Here is a 15,835-nt window from a genome sequence, read left to right on the forward strand (position 1 = left end):
TGATGAGGGAGCGGCTTTCATCCCCGAGGTGCCCGTCCGGCACCCCGGGGGTGGGTCGCTCCCGTTTTTTTTGTTTTCTCGTCTCTTGTGTGCGTAGGCTCTTGTCGTCGCCCTGCCATTGCCTTGCAATACAGCCGGCGCGCCCCCACTCCCTGAGTATCCATTCGATTTCGTGTGAGGAACGTCTGCGATGCAGCAGAACGCCCAACAGACCCTGAGTCTGCCCCTTTTGCCTTTGCGAGACGTGGTCGTCTATCCGCAGATGGTCATTCCGCTGTTCGTCGGCCGCGAGAAGTCGATCCAGGCGCTGGAGGCCGCCATGGAGGCCGACAAGCGTGTCCTGCTGGTGGCCCAGCGCGAGGCCAGCAAGGATGATCCCGACAGCGAGGACATGTTCTCCATCGGTACTGTCGCCGAGATCATGCAACTGCTCAAGCTGCCCGATGGCACCGTCAAGGTGCTGATCGAGGGCGAGTCCCGGGCCGACATCGGCGAGATCGTTGCCGTCGATGACGGCTACAGCCGTGCCGAGGTGAGCCTGCGCGAGAGCGAGCCCCTGACCGAGCGCGAGCAGGACTCGCTGGTGCGCGTGCTGCTCAACCAGTTCGAGCAGTACGTGAAGATGTCGAAGAAGGTGCCCAACGAGGTGCTCAATTCGCTCTCCGGCATCGAGGATCCCAGCCGACTGGTGGATACCATCTGCGCCCATCTGTCGCTGAAGATCGATGACAAGCAGCAGCTGCTGGAAATGGACCGGGTGCGCGATCGCATCGAGCACCTGATGGCCCTCATCGAGTCAGAGATCGACCTGCTGCAGGTGGAGAAGCGCATCCGCTCGCGGGTCAAGGACCAGATGGAGAAGTCCCAGCGCGAGTACTACCTCAACGAGCAGATGAAGGCCATCCAGAAGGAGATGGGCGAGCTCGAGAACGTGCCCGACGAGGCCGAGAAGTACGAGCAGGCCATCGAGGAAGCCGGGATGCCCAAGGAGGCCCGCGACAAGGCAGTCCAGGAGTTGGGCAAGCTGAAGATGATGTCGCCGAACTCCGCCGAGGCCACGGTGGTTCGCTCCTATCTGGACTGGCTGGTAGCGGTGCCGTGGAAGAAGCGCACCCGCATCAAGCATGACCTGGTGCATGCCCAGAAGGTGCTCGACGAGGATCACTACGGTCTCGATGAGGTCAAGGAACGTATCCTCGAGTATCTGGCCGTGCACAAGCGGGTCAAGAAGCTCAAGGGACCGGTGCTCTGCCTGGTGGGGCCGCCCGGGGTGGGCAAGACCTCGCTGGGAAAGTCCATCGCCCGGGCCACCAACCGCAAGTATGTGCGCCTGGCACTCGGCGGCGTGCGCGATGAGTCCGAGATCCGCGGTCATCGCCGCACCTATATCGGCTCGCTGCCCGGCAAGATGGTCCAGCGCATGGCCAAGGCCGGGGTGAAGAACCCGCTGTTCCTGCTGGACGAGGTCGACAAGATCGGCATGGACCACCGTGGTGACCCCTCCTCGGCGCTGCTCGAGGTGCTGGACCCGGAACAGAACAACACCTTCAGTGACCACTATCTGGAGCTGGACTACGATCTCTCCGAGACCCTGTTCATCTGCACGGCCAATTCGATGAACATTCCCGGGCCGCTGCTGGATCGCATGGAGGTGATCCGCTTGCCGGGCTATACCGAGGACGAGAAGCTGGCCATCGCTCGGCGTTATCTGGTGCCCAAGCAGCTCAAGGCCAACGGCTTCAAGGACGATGAGCTGTCCTTTGCCGATGATGCGCTACTCGAACTGATCCGGTACTACAGTCGTGAGGCCGGGGTGCGCGAACTCGAGCGTCAGATCGCCAAGGTCAGCCGCAAGGTACTGCGTGAACGCATCGAGAAGGAGAGCAAGGAGGGCGCCCAGGCCCCGGTGCTGCTCTGTGCCGCGGATATCGAATCCTATGCGGGCGTGCGTCGCTACAGTTACGGCCTGGCCGATCAGCAGAACCAGGTAGGCCGTGTGACCGGCCTGGCCTGGACTTCGGTGGGCGGCGAGCTGTTGACCATCGAGTCGGTACTGACCCCGGGCAAGGGGCGTATCAACAAGACCGGCTCGCTGGGCGACGTCATGAAGGAATCGGTGAGCGCCGCCCAGACAGTGGTGCGGGCACGGGCCCTGTCACTTGGCATCGACCCCGAGCGGTTCGAGAAGGAAGACCTGCACATCCACGTGCCCGAGGGCGCCACGCCCAAGGATGGCCCCAGCGCTGGCATCGCCATGGTGACGGCCATGGTCTCGGCCTACACGGGTCGCCCGGTGCGCTGCGACGTGGCCATGACCGGGGAGGTCAACCTGCGTGGCGAGGTCATGCCGATCGGCGGGCTAAAGGAGAAATTGCTGGCTGCCAGGCGCGGTGGTATAAAGACTGTGCTGATACCCGAGGAGAACCGTCGTGACCTCAAGGAGGTCCCGGACAACATCAAGGAAGCCCTCGATATCCGGCCGGTTGGTTGGATAGATGAAGTGCTGGAGGTAGCCCTGGCCGAAATGCCTGAGCCGAAAAAGGAAGATACCCACGTGGAAGAATCCGCCTCCAAATCGTCAATGATCAGTACGCACTAACGATAATTACTCGCTATACTGGGCTCAAAAGCCCGGTATGGCGGGGTTTGGCAAGGAAGGTTGCTTGACAGACCTTTTACCGCATTGCTATAAACTATCGCCATGCTGTGATCGGTTCACTCAGCCGAAAGTCTCGCCGATTAGAGCCAATTTATAAAATTGTCAAGGGGTCAAGTGTGAACAAATCCGAGCTGATTGAAGCCATTGCTGCGTCTGCCGATATTCCCAAGGCGGCCGCTTCCCGTGCACTGGATGCCATGGTCGACACCGTATCCGACAGTCTCAAGAAGGGTGACAGTGTTTCCCTGGTGGGCTTCGGCACCTTCACCGTGAAGGAACGTGCCGCCCGCACCGGCCGTAACCCGCAGACCGGCCAGCCGATCCAGATCAGCGCCGCCAAGGTGCCGAGCTTCAAGGCCGGCAAGGCGCTCAAGGATTCCGTCAACTGAGTCGACGGCACCTGCTGCTCGACAGCCTGTCGTTCTACTGACGGTAGCTCACATAACAGGCGCATCGCCCCGGCGGTGTGCCTGTTCTTGTTTTCGGCCATCATCACCATTCCCGGCATCGCCAGACGCACGGTGATGCGTATAATGTGGCGCGACCCGACTCATTTCATCCGCAGAGGCCTGCATGCTGCAAAGTATTCGTGACCGCTCCAGGAGCTGGGGCGCCAAGATCATCATCGGTGCCGTGGTCGTGACCATGGCGCTGTTCGGCGTGGAATCGCTGGTCGGGCTGATCGGCAACAGTGGGGATGAGGTCGCCAAGGTCAATGGCGAGCCGATTACCCGGCAGCAGCTCGAACTCGAGGTGCAACGGGCCATCCGCAGCGGTCAGGTGCCGCCGGATCAGGAGCGTGCCCTGCGAGCAGAGATGCTCGACATGCTGATCACCGATCGCCTGCTGATCCAGTATGCCGAGGAGGGAGGCCTGCATGTCTCCGAGCAGCAGCTTGACCAGCTGATCGTCACCCTGCCGGAATTCCAGGATCAGCAAGGACGTTTCGACCGCGACCTGTTCCGTAATCGTCTGGCCAGTGCCGGCTTCACGCCGCTGTCGTTCCGCCGGCAGTTGAGCGTTGACGTGAAGCGCCAGCAGGTGCAGCAGGGTCTGGCCGCCAGTGACTTTACCCTGGAAGAGGAGCGCGAGCGCCTCGCCGCCCTCCAGCGCCAGACCCGCAGCTTCCGGCATCATGCCTTGGTGGAGGAGGATCTGGCGTCATTGCCCGAGATCGATGAGCAGGATCTGCAGGCCTATTACGACGCCCATGAGGCCGAGTACCGCCGCCCCGAGCAGGTGAAGGTGAACTACGTGGTGCTCGACCGGCAAGAGATGGCCAATGAGGCCGAGGTGAGCGAGGACGCGTTGCGCGAGGCCTGGCAGACTGGCTCGGCTGGAGCCGATCGGCGCGTATCGCACATCATGGCCACGTTCGGTGGCGAGCGCAGCCGCGAGGAGGCCCTGGCACGCCTCGAGCAGGTCCAGTCACGCCTCGCCGAGGGCGAGGATTTTGCCGACTTGGCCGCTGAGGTTTCCGACGACGACTCCACCAGCGATACCGGTGGCGATCTGGGTGTGATCTCTCGCGGTTTCTTCGGCGAGGCCTTCGAGAACGCCGCCTTCTCACTCGGTCAGGGCGAGGTCTCCGACATCGTCGAGACCGACAACGGCCTGCACCTGATCAAGGTGACCGAGCTCGACCGTCCCTCCTTCGAGGAGAGCCGCGACCAGCTGCGTCGCGAGCTGGCCATCGACCAGGTCGATGATGCCTTCAACGAGCGTGCCCAGCGCCTGATCGACGACAGCTTCGCCGCCGACGACCTGGCAAGCGTGGCCGATGAGCTGGGACTGGTACTTCAGCAGAGCGACTGGCTCGGCCGGGACGCCACCGATGGCGTGCTGTCCGAGCCCGGCGTGATGGAGCAGGCCTTCAGCGGCGATGTGCTGGAGGAAGGCTACAACAGCGAGGTGATCGAACTCGACGAGGATCGCCGCCTGGTGTTGCGCGTGGCCGAGCATCGTGATGCCACCACGCTGCCCCTGGCGGAGGTGCGCAACGGGGTCGAGGCCGCCGTGCGCGAGGCGAAGATCCGCGAGGCGCTGGTCGAGCTCGCAGCCGAGCGTGTCCAGGGCCTGCGCGCCGGCGAGCCCCTGGAAATCGACTGGCAGCAGGCCGAGTCGGTCAGCCGCCAGGGTGGCACCAGCTTGTCGGATGCGCTGGTTCAGGCTGCCTTCCGCCTGCCGCATCCCCAGGGCGAGGCGCCTGTCTACGGGCATGCCGTGGACGGCGAGCGTGTAGTGCTGATCGCCCTGGATCGGGTACAGGCCGGCGAGTCTAACGTCCAGGTGGAGGCCTTCGTGGCCAACATGGCGGAGAGGCTTCGGGCCCAGTCGGCGATTCAGGGCCTGCTCGACAAGCTGCGCGACGAGGCCAAGATCGAGCGGCTCTGACCCCATGCCCGAGCCTCTCTCCACGATTCCCGTGCATCTGGTCACCGGGTTCCTGGGCAGCGGCAAGAGCTCCCTGATCCGGTGCCTGATCGAGCAGAAGCCCGCTGACGAGCGCTGGGCCGTGGTGATCAACGAGTTTGGCCGGGTGGGCATCGACCAGGCGATGTTCACCGAGCGCGACGATCTGGTGGTCATGGGGCTGCCCGGGGGATGTCTCTGTTGCCAGTTGGCCGTCGTGCTGCAGGCCTCGCTGGTGAATCTGCTGCACCGTCATCGGCCGGACCGACTGATCATCGAGCCCTCGGGGCTCGGTCATCCGGCGGGACTGCTCGATGTGCTGCGCGGCGAGGGCCTGGCCGAGGCGCTGGCGGTGCGCGATGTCATCGCGTTGCTCGATCCTCGACGACTGGATGATCCGCGTGCCCGGGAGCACGAGACCTTCCGCGACCAGTTGGCCATGGCCGATGGGGTGGCCCTGACGATGACTGACCTGGCGACGCCCGAGCAGGTACAGGCGGCGAGGGACTGGCTTGGCGCCTTCTGGCCGCAGAAGCGCTGGGTTCGGGAGGCGCCCCATGGTGACCTGCCGATCTCCCTGTTGCTGGATAGCCGATTGCATGTGAGAGCTTCCAGTGCCGGCTCATCCGCCCACCTGGTGGCCCGTGCTGCATCGGCGGCGACCCTGGAGTTGGATGACGTCGAGATTTGCGAGCCGGAACCCGGTAGGCCAGTTCGCGAGGAGGGCGCCTCGCTGGGGCACACCACCCTGGGCTGGCGATGGCACCCCGACGATGTCTTCGACCTGGATCGCCTCACGGTGCTGCTGGGCGACTTGCCCCCGGGGTTGCGGGTCAAGGCCGTGCTGCGCTCGGCGCAAGGCTGGAAGCTCTACAACCGCGCCGAGGGAACGGTCAGCCTGACCGGCACGGCTTGGCGAAGGGACTCACGACTTGAGCTGATCGGCGAGGCAGGCAGCCTGCCCGATGCGCCGGCACTGGAGCTCGGGTTGACGGGCTGCCTTGTCAGTCGGTGATTGTTGGCTTCGCCTCCCTGTGGGGTCCCTTCGCTCCGTCAGGCAAGCGGAATCTCCCGCAGCCGTGGCTCGCCACCATCCTCGATGACGATCTCCCAGCCCTTGCCGGGCTGCCAGTCGCCCGACACCAGGCGCTTGGCCGGCTGTCCGTTGACCTCTAGGTCGTGTACAGCGGGGCGATGAGTATGACCGTGGATCAGGGTATCGACGCCGTGCTCGGCCATCACGTGCACCACCTCGTCGGGAGTGACGTCCATGATGTCCTCGGCCTTGTTGGAGTTGGCCTCTCCGGACTGATCGCGCAACTGCTTGGCCAGGGCGATACGCTCCTGGATCGGCATCGACAGCACCTGCTCCTGCCATAGGGGGTTACGTGCCTGGGCGCGGAAGGTCTGGTAGGCCTCGTCCCGGGTGCACAGGCTGTCGCCGTGCATCAGCAGCAGCGGCCTGTCGCCCAGGGTCACCACGCTCGGGTCCGGCAGCAGCCTGGCGCCGGCGGCCTCGGCGAAGCGCTCGCCCAGCAGGAAGTCGCGGTTGCCATGCATCAGGTAGATGGCGGTCCCGGCATCGGCCAGTTCCTTCAGGGCTTCGGCGATGCGCGCCGCCATGGCGGCATTGCCCGAGGGGTCGTGATCGACCAGCTCGAGCAGGTCGTCGCCGATCCACGCCTCGAAGAAATCCCCGAGGATATAGAGGGCATCGCAGCCCCGGGCGCGGGTGTCGAGCCAGTTGAGGAACCCCTCGGTGATCTCGGGGGCACCGGGGTGCAGGTGAAGGTCGGATATCAGCAGGGAGGTCATGGTCGGCCCTGTTGGAGGAGGGAACACGTCAGCGGGTAAAACGCATCGGCGGATGAAACGAATCACGCCCGCCGGGCGTCTTCAGGCTCAGGCGGGCGTGGGGTCGAGCGTGGCGAGGCTCAGGCCCCGGCCTCGTCCTTCACGTAGGCCTTCTGGATGACCACATCCTCGGCGGGTACGTCCGCGTGCATGCCGCGACGGGTGGTGTCGACATTCTTGATCTTCTCGACCACGTCCATGCCCTCGACCACCTCGCCGAACACGCAGTAGCCCCAGCCCTGGATGTTCTTGCCGCTGTGGTTGAGGAAATCGTTGTCGGCGACGTTGATGAAGAACTGGGCGGTGGCCGAGTTGGGGTCCTGGGTGCGTGCCATGGCCAGGGTGCCTTCGCTGTTCGTCAGGCCATTGTCGGCCTCGTTCTCGATCGGGTCGCGAGTCGGCTTCTGGTTGAAGTCGCTGTCGAAGCCGCCACCCTGGACCATGAACCCCGGGATCACGCGATGGAAGAGGGTGCCGTCATAGAAGCCATCGCGCACGTACTGTTCGAAGTTGGCGGCGGTCTTCGGGGCCTTGTCGTGGTTCAGGGCGATGGTGATATCGCCGAAGTTGGTCTGCAGTACGATCATCGATCCAATCCTTTGCGCTGTGACGAGTGCAATGAGGGATGCGCCTTGGCGCTGCCCATGGGCGTGGCGCTATAATAGCTGTTTTGCTGCGATGCGCGAAGACGAGGGCGTGTTATCCACGCTGTCTCGCGCCGAGCCAGGCCCGCGATTCAACCAGAGGTTGCCCCATCGACATGACCACCGACACCACCAGCGCGCCGAACTTCATCCGCAATCAGATCCGCGAGGAGATCGAGGCCGGGCGGACCGGAAAGATCGTGACCCGATTCCCGCCGGAGCCCAACGGCTTCCTGCATATCGGCCATGCCAAGTCGATCTGTCTGAACTTCGGTCTTGCCGAACAATTCGGTGGCGACTGTCATCTGCGTTTCGACGACACCAACCCGGCCAAGGAAGAGCAGGCCTACATCGACGCCATCCAGGCTGACGTGAGCTGGCTTGGCTTCGAGTGGGCCGGCCCGGTTCGCTTCGCCTCGGACTACTTCGACCAGCTCTATGCCTGGGCGCAGCACCTGGTGCGCGAGGGGAAGGCCTATGTCGATGACCTCTCGCCGGACGAGATCCGCGAGTACCGTGGCACCCTCACCGAGCCGGGCAAGCCGAGCCCCTACCGCGAGCGCGGCGTCGAGGAGAACCTCGACCTGCTCGATCGCATGCGCGTGGGCGAATTCGTCGAGGGCGAGAAGGTGCTGCGAGCCAGGATCGACATGGCCTCGCCCAACATCAATCTGCGCGACCCGATTCTCTATCGGATCCGCCACGCCAGCCACCACCAGACCGGCGACAAGTGGAAGATCTACCCGTCCTACGACTTCACCCATGGCCAGTCGGATGCCCTCGAGGGGGTGACCCACTCCATCTGCACCCTGGAGTTCGAGGATCACCGCCCGCTCTACGAGTGGTTCCTGGACAACCTGCCGGTGCCGGTGACGCCGCGCCAGATCGAGTTCGCGCGGCTCAACCTGAACTACACCCTGACCTCCAAGCGCAAGCTCAAGCTGCTGGTGGACAACGGGATCGTCGACGGCTGGGATGACCCGCGCCTGCCGACCATCTCCGGGATGCGGCGTCGTGGCTATACGCCGGCCTCGATCCGCAAGTTCTGCGACATGATCGGCGTGACCCGCGCCGACGGCGGACTGGTGGAGATCGCCATGCTCTATCACGCCATCCGTTCGGACCTCGAGGACAACGCGCCGCGTGCCATGGCCGTGCTCAAGCCCCTAAAGGTGGTGCTGACCAATGTGCCCGAGGGCCATGAGGAGGTCTATGAGGTGCCTGGCCACCCGGCCCGCGAGGACATGGCGGTACGCCGGGTGCCGTTCACCCGGGAGATATTCATCGATCAGGATGACTTCATGGAGGAGCCGCCCAAGAAGTTCTTCCGCCTGGCGCCGGGCAAGGAGGTGCGGCTGCGCAACAGCTACGTGATCCGCTGCGACGAGGTGGTGAAGAGTGAGTCCGGGGAGATCCAGGAGCTGCGCTGCTCAGTGGATTTCGACACCCTCGGCAAGAACCCGGAGGGCCGCAAGGTGAAGGGCGTGATCCACTGGGTCAGCGCCGAGCATGGCGTGCCCATGGAGGTTCGCCTCTACGACAACCTCTTCCAGGTCGAGCAGCCCGACAAGGACAAGGACGCCGACTTCCTCGAGCACCTCAATCCCGAGTCGCTGGTCACCGTGCAGGCCATGGGCGAGCCGAGCCTGGCCGAGGCCACGCCCGAGAGCCGCTTCCAGTTCGAGCGGGTGGGCTACTTCTGTGCCGACCGCCACGCCTGTGTCGACGGGACACTGGTGTTCAACCGCACCGTGGGGCTGAAGGACACCTGGGCCAAGGTCCAGAAGCAGGAAGCCCAGAAGAAAGAGCAAGACGAGAAAGAGCAAGACAAGAAGAAGGGCTGAGAATGAGCGCTGACATGCAGATCTACAACACGCTGACGCGCCGCAAGGAGCCGCTCACGCCCCTCGAACCCGGCAAGGTTCGCATGTACGTCTGCGGCATGACCGTCTACGACTACTGCCACCTGGGCCACGCCCGGGTGATGGTGGCCTTCGACGTCATCACCCGCTACCTGCGTGCGCGGGGCCTTGAGGTGACCTACGTGCGCAACGTCACCGATATCGACGACAAGATCCTCAAGCGGGCCGACGAGAACGGCGAGACCATCGCCTCGCTCACCGAACGCATGATCGAGGCCATGCACGAGGATGAGGCGCGCCTTTCTGTGCTGCCGCCGGACCAGGAGCCCCGCGCCACCCGACACATCGGCGAGATCATCGCCATGATCGAGACGCTGATCGACAAGGGCTTCGCCTACGCCGCCGACAACGGCGACGTCTACTACCGTGTCCGCCGCTTCGAGCGCTACGGGGCGCTGAGCAACCGTGATCCCGACGAGATGCGCTCCGGTGCACGCATCGAGGTGGATGAGCACAAGGAGGATCCCCTGGACTTCGTGCTCTGGAAGGCGGCCAAGCCCGGAGAGGCGAGCTGGTCCTCGCCTTGGGGCGAGGGGCGGCCCGGCTGGCATATCGAGTGCTCGGCGATGTCCACCTGCTGCCTGGGCGAGACCTTTGACATCCATGGCGGCGGGCCGGACCTGATGTTCCCGCACCACGAGAACGAGATCGCCCAGAGCGAGGCCGCCACAGGCCATCGCTACGTCAATACCTGGATGCACGCCGGGGCGGTGCGGGTCAGCCAGGAGAAGATGTCCAAGTCGCTGGGCAACTTCTTTACCATCCGCGAGGTCCTCGAGCACCATGACCCCGAGGTGGTGCGTTACCTGCTGGTGGCCAGCCACTATCGTAGCCCGATCAACTACGCGCCCGAGTCGCTGGCCGAGGCCCGCAAGTCGCTGGAGCGTTTCTACCATGCCCTTGAAGGGCTTGCGCTCGATGGCGACACGGAAGCGGCATCGCTCGATCAGTCGGGCGACGGCGGCCACGCGGCGCGCTTCGCCGCCGCCATGGACGACGACTTCAACACCCCCGAGGCCCTCTCGGTGCTCTTCGATCTGGCCCGGGAGCTCAATCGTGCCAGGAAGGAGACACCGAACCGTGCGCCGGCGCTGGCCGCCGAGCTCCGGCGCCTCGGCGGCGTGCTGGGGCTCTTGCAGCAGGACCCCTCGACCTTCCTCAAGGGCGGCGCCGGTGACCTGCCGCTTGCGGAAGACGAGATCCAGGCCAGGATCGACGAGCGTGCCGAGGCCAAGAAGGCCAAGGACTTCGCCCGGGCCGATGCCATTCGCGACGAGCTCGCCGCCCTGGGGATCATCCTCAAGGACGCCCGGGAGGGCACGACCTGGGTCTTCGAGAACCCCGGCGACTGACGCCGGACACATCTGACGCCGGATTCATCCCTGGCCGCCGCGTCGCGCGCCCGCTTCCTGACCGGCAGGGGGCGGGCGCGCCTCGTTGGGGACCGGGGATCGGGAGGGTCAGGGAAGCGGCCAGGGCGGCAGTGGAATCTGCCGTGGCCAGTCGTCGGGGACCAGGAAGAGTCGCTGCCAACCGGTCTCGGAATGGTGAAGCGCGAGCTGGATCGGAGAGGCGGCGACCTGGAAATGGGCCGCCAGCCGCCTGTCCAGTGTCGGCAGCTCCTCCAGCGTCTCGGTACGAGGCAGGGCGAGCCAGTGGGGCTTGTGCAGCCAGCCGCCTTGGGTGCCGGGGGGCAGGTCTGCCTGGAAGGCCTGCCAGTCACATCGATACAGCCACTGTCCTCTCAGCGTCTGGCCGGTCGTTTCGATAGGCGAGGGCAGGTGGGTTCGCCATGGAAAGAAGAGCACACCGGGCATCGCCAACCGCACGGCCGGTGTCGGCGCTGGCCCGTCTAGCCCGGTGAGCGAAGCCGACGACAGCAGCCGCGTCAGGACTTCCTGAGCCTCCGGCGTCCTTGCCAGCCGTAACTGGTGATGAAACAGGTGCTCGCGCTTGGCGCGCAGGCTGTCGGCACCGCCCGGCCCGATCCAGCGGGCCTGACTGTCCGCCGCCCCCGGCCCCTCGGAAAGCCCCAGGTAGAACTTGATCGCCACCTCCAGGTGCACCGGCCGGGGGTCGTCCCGTCGGCAGAAGAGCATATCCAGCTCGCCGAGGGTGCGCTTGCCCTGGAAGATGCGCAGGTTATGGGCCAGCAGGCATGTGGCGGGTCCCTCGTCGAGCAGGAACTGCCAGAGCCGCTCATGATAGAGACCCATCCGCCCGCGCAGCGTGGGAGCGATATGGGCCTCCAGGCGTTGCGGAGACCTCTCCCGGTCAGCAAGCCAGGCGGCCAGATGGTCGTCATCGTTCAGGCCAAGCTCGCGTCGGGATGGGCGAGCCGTTCCAGGCATCTCGATGAGGTCCGGCGCCAGCAGGATCCAGGCCAGGTCGCGGACCAGCGGATGGCGGCAGTGATCGAGGAGTCTGCTCTCTGGCAAGGGCATGGCGATGTCCCGACGTTGACGGCCCGTGTCTGACAGTGAAACTGTACAGGCCTTATACTCAGGATACATTCACGAGGAACCCGGTGAACATGATGAACCGTACGCTGACTTTCAGCCCCATGTCTCATTGCGCGGCGCTTGCCGCTGCTTCGCTCATCGCCATCTCCACGGCCCAGGCCCAGGAGCCGGTGGTGGTCTCCTCCAAGATCGACACCGAAGGCTCGGTGCTCGGCCAACTGATCATGCAGCGTCTCGAGCAGGGCGGCATCGAGGTCGAGGACCGCCTGCAACTCGGCGGCACCAGCATCGTGCGCGAGGCCCTGCTGGCCGGCGAGATCGACCTCTATCCAGAGTACACCGGCAACGGCGCCTTCTTCTTCGACATGACCGACAGTCCGGTATGGAACGATGCCGAGAAGGCCCTTGAAACCGTGCGTGAGCGTGATGGCGAGCAGAACGGCCTGGTCTGGCTGACGCCGGCCGAGGCCAACAATACCTGGGCGATCAGCGTGCGGGGCAAGCTGGCCCGCGAGCACGGCCTGCAGAGCCTCGAGGACCTGGCGAGCTACCTCGACGGCGGAGGTGAGTTCAAGCTGGCGGCCAGCGCGGAGTTCGTGGAGTCGCCCCAGGCGCTCCCGGCTTTCCAGGAGGCCTACGGTTTTACGCTCAGCGAGGATGAGCTGCTGGTGCTCTCCGGCGGCAATACCGCGGCGACCATGCGTGCCGCCGCCCAGCAGACCAGCGGCGTCAATGCGGCCATGACCTATGGCACCGATGGCGGCCTGCAGGCCCTGGACCTGGTGGTCATGGACGACACCCTCGGTGTCCAGCCGGTCTATCAGCCGGCGCCGGTGGTCCGTGAGGCGGTGCTCGACGAATATCCTGCCATCGCGTCGCTGCTCGAGCCGGTCTTCCAGGCCCTGGACAAGGAGACCCTCCAGCGACTCAACGGTGATGTGGCGGTGAGCGGGCGTGCCCCGGCCACCGTGGCGGCCGAGTTCCTCGACACACTGGACGACTGAGGCGCCCTTGCCCTCCGATGGCCCCCGTCACAACACGGTACTGCTCAGCCTGTCTCTGGTCGGCCTGCTGGTCTGGCTGTCACTCGACTCGGTGAGCGTGGCAGCCAACCGCATCGTGCCGGGCACCGCCCATGGCGTGGCGGATGTGCTTGGCTGGGGGTACGCCCTGATATTGGCGCTGCCCCTGCTGGTGCTAGGGGCACTGGCCTGGCAGCCGTCGCCGATGAGGCTGCGCATCGCCCTGGGTCTGGTCGTGGTGATGCTCGCCGCGCTGCCGCTCTGGCTGTCCCTGGCGGCCCACCGTCTGGTCGATCCGGGCGCGACGGGCGCGCGTCTGGGCATCGGTGCCGGTGTCTGGTTGCTGCTGTTCCTGCTGCTGATGATGCTGGTGGAGCTGCGCAGCCGCCTGGCGGTGTCGCGGCAGTTGGGCTGGTCGTTGCTGGTGCCGCCGCTGGTCATGCTCGGGTTCTGCCTGACGCGCTGGCTGGAGCCCCTGTCCCTGTGGCAGGAGTACCTGGGTCGCCGCGACCAGTTCCTGGGCGCCATCCTCGAGCACCTGCTGCTGGTGGGCGTGGCGGTGTGCGTGAGCCTTGTGATCGGGGTGGCCGCGGCCCTGGCCATGCGCCGCTGGCCCGCCGCCCGGCGGATCGGGTTCGGCGTGCTCAACTTCCTGCAGACCATCCCCAGCATCGCGCTGTTCGGCCTGCTGCTCGCCCCGCTCGCCTGGCTGTCCGCCCACGTCGACTGGCTGGCGGCGCTGGGGGTCAGCGGCATCGGCTGGGCGCCCGCCCTGTTGGCGCTGGTGGGCTACAGCCTGTTGCCGATGGTGCGCAACACCTTCATCGCCCTGGAGGTGGTGGATCCCGGGGTGACCGACGCCGCGCGCGGCATGGGCATGAGCCGGGCCCAGGTGTTTCGTCAGGTGCGTTTGCCGCTGGCGCTTCCGGTGATCCTCGAGGGCATCCGCATCACCACGGTTCAGGCCATCGGCCTGACCGCCGTGGCGGCGCTGATCGGGGCTGGTGGGTTGGGCACCTTCATCTTTCAGGGGCTCGGGCAGGCCGCCATGGACCTGGTGCTGCTCGGCGCCCTGCCGATCCTGCTCATGGCGCTTGCGGCCGACGCGCTGCTCGGTGCCCTGACCGACCGACTGCGCCCGGGAGGGGCCGAATGATTGACCTTATCCATGTCACCAAGCGTTTTGGTGCCTCCACCGCGGTGGACGATATCTCCCTTAACGTGGCCCGGGGAGAGCTCTGCGTGCTGGTGGGGACGTCGGGCTGCGGCAAGTCGACCACGCTGCGGATGATCAACCGGCTGATCGAGCACAGCGAAGGCGAGATCCATATCGATGGCCAGCAGATCCGCGCCTTCCGCGAGGAGACCCTGCGACGGCGAATGGGCTATGCGATCCAGAGCACCGGGCTCTTTCCCCATTGGACAGTGGCCCGCAATATCGGCCTGGTGCCGCGCCTGCTCAAGTGGCCGGCCGAACGTATTCAGGCGCGCGTCGAAGAGCTGATGGGCCTGCTGGGACTCTCCATGGAGGAGTTCGCCGGCAAGTATCCCCGGCAGCTCTCCGGAGGCCAGGCCCAGCGCGTCGGGGTGGCCAGGGCGCTGGCAGCGGACCCCGAGATCCTGCTGATGGACGAGCCCTTCGGCGCCCTGGACCCCCTCACTCGGGAGACCCTTCAGGAGGAACTGCGTGCGCTGCAGTCGCGACTGCACAAGACCATCGTGTTCGTCACCCATGACATGGACGAGGCCCTGCGTCTGGCCGATCACCTGGTGGTGATGCATCAGGGGCGCATCGTGCAGCAGGGGTCGCCGCTGACCCTGCTTCGCGAACCCGCGGATGGCTTCGTCGAATCGCTGCTCGGGGGTGAGGATCGCGGCCTGAAGGAGGCGGCACTGCTGCCGGTCAGCCAGCGGATGCTGCCGCTGGGATCGCGTCTGCTGGCGTGTGAGCGGATCGGCCAGCGGGCCAGTCTGCGCGAGGCGCTTTCCATGATGCTGTGGCGTCACGCCGAACGGCTCACCGTGGTGGACGACAACGACCAGCCGGTGGGCGAGCTGTCCCTGCGTCGCCTGGTGGGAGCGCGCAGCGATGACTGAGTGTCGCCGCTGGGCCGCTCCGTTGGTCTGGCTGGCGCTGCTGCTGGCGGCCTGCCTGGGCATGGCACAGCTGGAGGGGGTGTTTCGCTGGATCGAGCCCGACAGCCGACAGGTGATCTATGCCCGGGCCGATTTCCTGACCCTGCTGGGGCGGCATCTCTCGGTAGTGAGCGTGGCCGCCGTGCTGGCGATCCTGGTGGGGGTCGGTGCCGCCATCGCGGTCACTCGTGAACGGGGCCGCGATTTCCTACCGCTGGTCAGCCAATTAGCCTCCATGGGACAGACCTTCCCGCCGGTGGCGGTGCTGGCGCTGGCCGTGCCGGTGCTGGGCTTCGGCACCCTGCCGATCATCGTGGCGCTGTTGCTCTACGGGCTATTGCCCATCGTGCGCAACACCCTGGCGGGCATCCTGGGGATCGACCCCGCCGTTCGCGAGGCGGCCCGCGGCATGGGCATGAACGGCGGCCAGATTCTTCGACAGGTGGAGCTTCCTCTGGCCGCCCCGGTGATCCTGGCGGGGATCCGCACCTCGGTGACCATCAACATCGCCACGGCGGCCATCGGGGCCACCGTGGGGGCGAGCAACCTCGGTGACCCGATCATCTCCGGCATCGTCAACGGCAATACCGCCTATGTCGTTCAGGGGGCGCTGTTGATCGGGCTCCTGGCGATCAGCGTGGACAGTCTATTCTCGCGGCTGCAGCCGGCCTCGATGCGCTGATGCCTCGTCTAGCTTGGGACTACCCAGTGCCATCAGTTTACG

Annotated in this window: 13 protein-coding genes; 10 read left to right on the forward strand and 3 right to left on the reverse strand. The window is 65.6% G+C overall.

The window, feature by feature from the left end; all coding sequences use genetic code 11:
* Window positions 1-190 precede the first annotated feature (190 nt).
* The 4 genes from lon (at window position 191) to ABE960_RS07585 (ending at window position 6,086) form a co-directional block, all read left to right on the forward strand.
* Window positions 191-2,599, forward strand: coding sequence for an endopeptidase La (gene lon, locus ABE960_RS07570; protein WP_349761636.1), 2,409 nt, complete (start codon window positions 191-193; stop codon window positions 2,597-2,599).
* A gap of 149 nt (window positions 2,600-2,748) precedes the next feature.
* Window positions 2,749-3,048: an HU family DNA-binding protein gene (locus ABE960_RS07575; RefSeq protein WP_349761926.1), complete on the forward strand. Its 300-nt coding sequence runs from the start codon at window positions 2,749-2,751 to the stop codon at window positions 3,046-3,048.
* Between the two features lie 184 nt (window positions 3,049-3,232).
* The gene (locus tag ABE960_RS07580) at window positions 3,233-5,053 is read left to right on the forward strand and encodes a SurA N-terminal domain-containing protein (RefSeq protein ID WP_349761637.1); all 1,821 of its coding nucleotides are present in this window, start codon (window positions 3,233-3,235) and stop codon (window positions 5,051-5,053) included.
* A gap of 4 nt (window positions 5,054-5,057) precedes the next feature.
* Window positions 5,058-6,086, forward strand: coding sequence for a CobW family GTP-binding protein (locus ABE960_RS07585; protein WP_349761638.1), 1,029 nt, complete (start codon window positions 5,058-5,060; stop codon window positions 6,084-6,086).
* Between the two features lie 38 nt (window positions 6,087-6,124).
* On the opposite strand, the gene ABE960_RS07590 is transcribed toward ABE960_RS07585, so the two are convergent.
* Both ABE960_RS07590 and ABE960_RS07595 read right to left on the reverse strand, forming a co-directional pair.
* Entirely contained in the window at window positions 6,125-6,886 is a 762-nt protein-coding gene (locus tag ABE960_RS07590) for a UDP-2,3-diacylglucosamine diphosphatase (RefSeq protein WP_349761639.1), read from the reverse strand.
* A gap of 119 nt (window positions 6,887-7,005) precedes the next feature.
* Window positions 7,006-7,512 carry a peptidylprolyl isomerase gene (locus tag ABE960_RS07595; protein ID WP_349761640.1) on the reverse strand — a complete coding sequence of 169 codons (507 nt, stop codon included), beginning with the start codon at window positions 7,510-7,512 and terminating at the stop codon, window positions 7,006-7,008.
* Window positions 7,513-7,685: 173 nt separating this feature from the next.
* Here ABE960_RS07595 and ABE960_RS07600 point away from each other — a divergent pair, with 173 nt between their 5' ends.
* Together ABE960_RS07600 and cysS are read left to right on the forward strand one after the other, a co-directional pair.
* Window positions 7,686-9,413 (forward strand): glutamine--tRNA ligase/YqeY domain fusion protein, encoded by a 1,728-nt coding sequence (locus tag ABE960_RS07600; protein WP_349761641.1) that lies wholly within the window; start codon window positions 7,686-7,688, stop codon window positions 9,411-9,413.
* A 14-nt stretch (window positions 9,414-9,427) separates the two neighbouring features.
* A complete protein-coding gene (gene cysS / locus ABE960_RS07605) occupies window positions 9,428-10,843 on the forward strand; it encodes a cysteine--tRNA ligase (RefSeq protein ID WP_349761642.1) in 1,416 nt (471 codons plus the stop codon).
* A 108-nt stretch (window positions 10,844-10,951) separates the two neighbouring features.
* On the opposite strand, the gene ABE960_RS07610 is transcribed toward cysS, so the two are convergent.
* The gene (locus tag ABE960_RS07610; RefSeq protein ID WP_349761643.1) at window positions 10,952-11,935 is read right to left on the reverse strand and encodes a DUF1853 family protein; all 984 of its coding nucleotides are present in this window, start codon (window positions 11,933-11,935) and stop codon (window positions 10,952-10,954) included.
* Between the two features lie 119 nt (window positions 11,936-12,054).
* Between ABE960_RS07610 and osmF the strand changes: the two genes are divergently transcribed.
* The 4 genes from osmF to ABE960_RS07630 are packed head-to-tail and all read left to right on the forward strand — an operon-like array spanning window position 12,055 to window position 15,793.
* On the forward strand, window positions 12,055-12,957 hold the full coding sequence (gene osmF / locus ABE960_RS07615) for a glycine betaine ABC transporter substrate-binding protein OsmF (protein WP_349761927.1): 903 nt from the start codon (window positions 12,055-12,057) through the stop codon (window positions 12,955-12,957).
* Between the two features lie 7 nt (window positions 12,958-12,964).
* A complete protein-coding gene (locus ABE960_RS07620; RefSeq protein WP_349761644.1) occupies window positions 12,965-14,131 on the forward strand; it encodes an ABC transporter permease in 1,167 nt (388 codons plus the stop codon).
* Window positions 14,128-15,072 (forward strand): ABC transporter ATP-binding protein, encoded by a 945-nt coding sequence (locus ABE960_RS07625; RefSeq protein ID WP_349761645.1) that lies wholly within the window; start codon window positions 14,128-14,130, stop codon window positions 15,070-15,072. The genes ABE960_RS07620 and ABE960_RS07625 overlap by 4 nt, the downstream gene beginning before the upstream one ends.
* A complete protein-coding gene (locus tag ABE960_RS07630; RefSeq protein ID WP_349761646.1) occupies window positions 15,065-15,793 on the forward strand; it encodes an ABC transporter permease in 729 nt (242 codons plus the stop codon). Before ABE960_RS07625 ends, ABE960_RS07630 begins: the two co-directional genes overlap by 8 nt.
* Window positions 15,794-15,835: the final 42 nt, after the last annotated feature.

Source organism: Halomonas aquatica (assembly GCF_040196335.1).
Classification (GTDB): Bacteria; Pseudomonadota; Gammaproteobacteria; order Pseudomonadales; family Halomonadaceae; genus Halomonas; species Halomonas aquatica.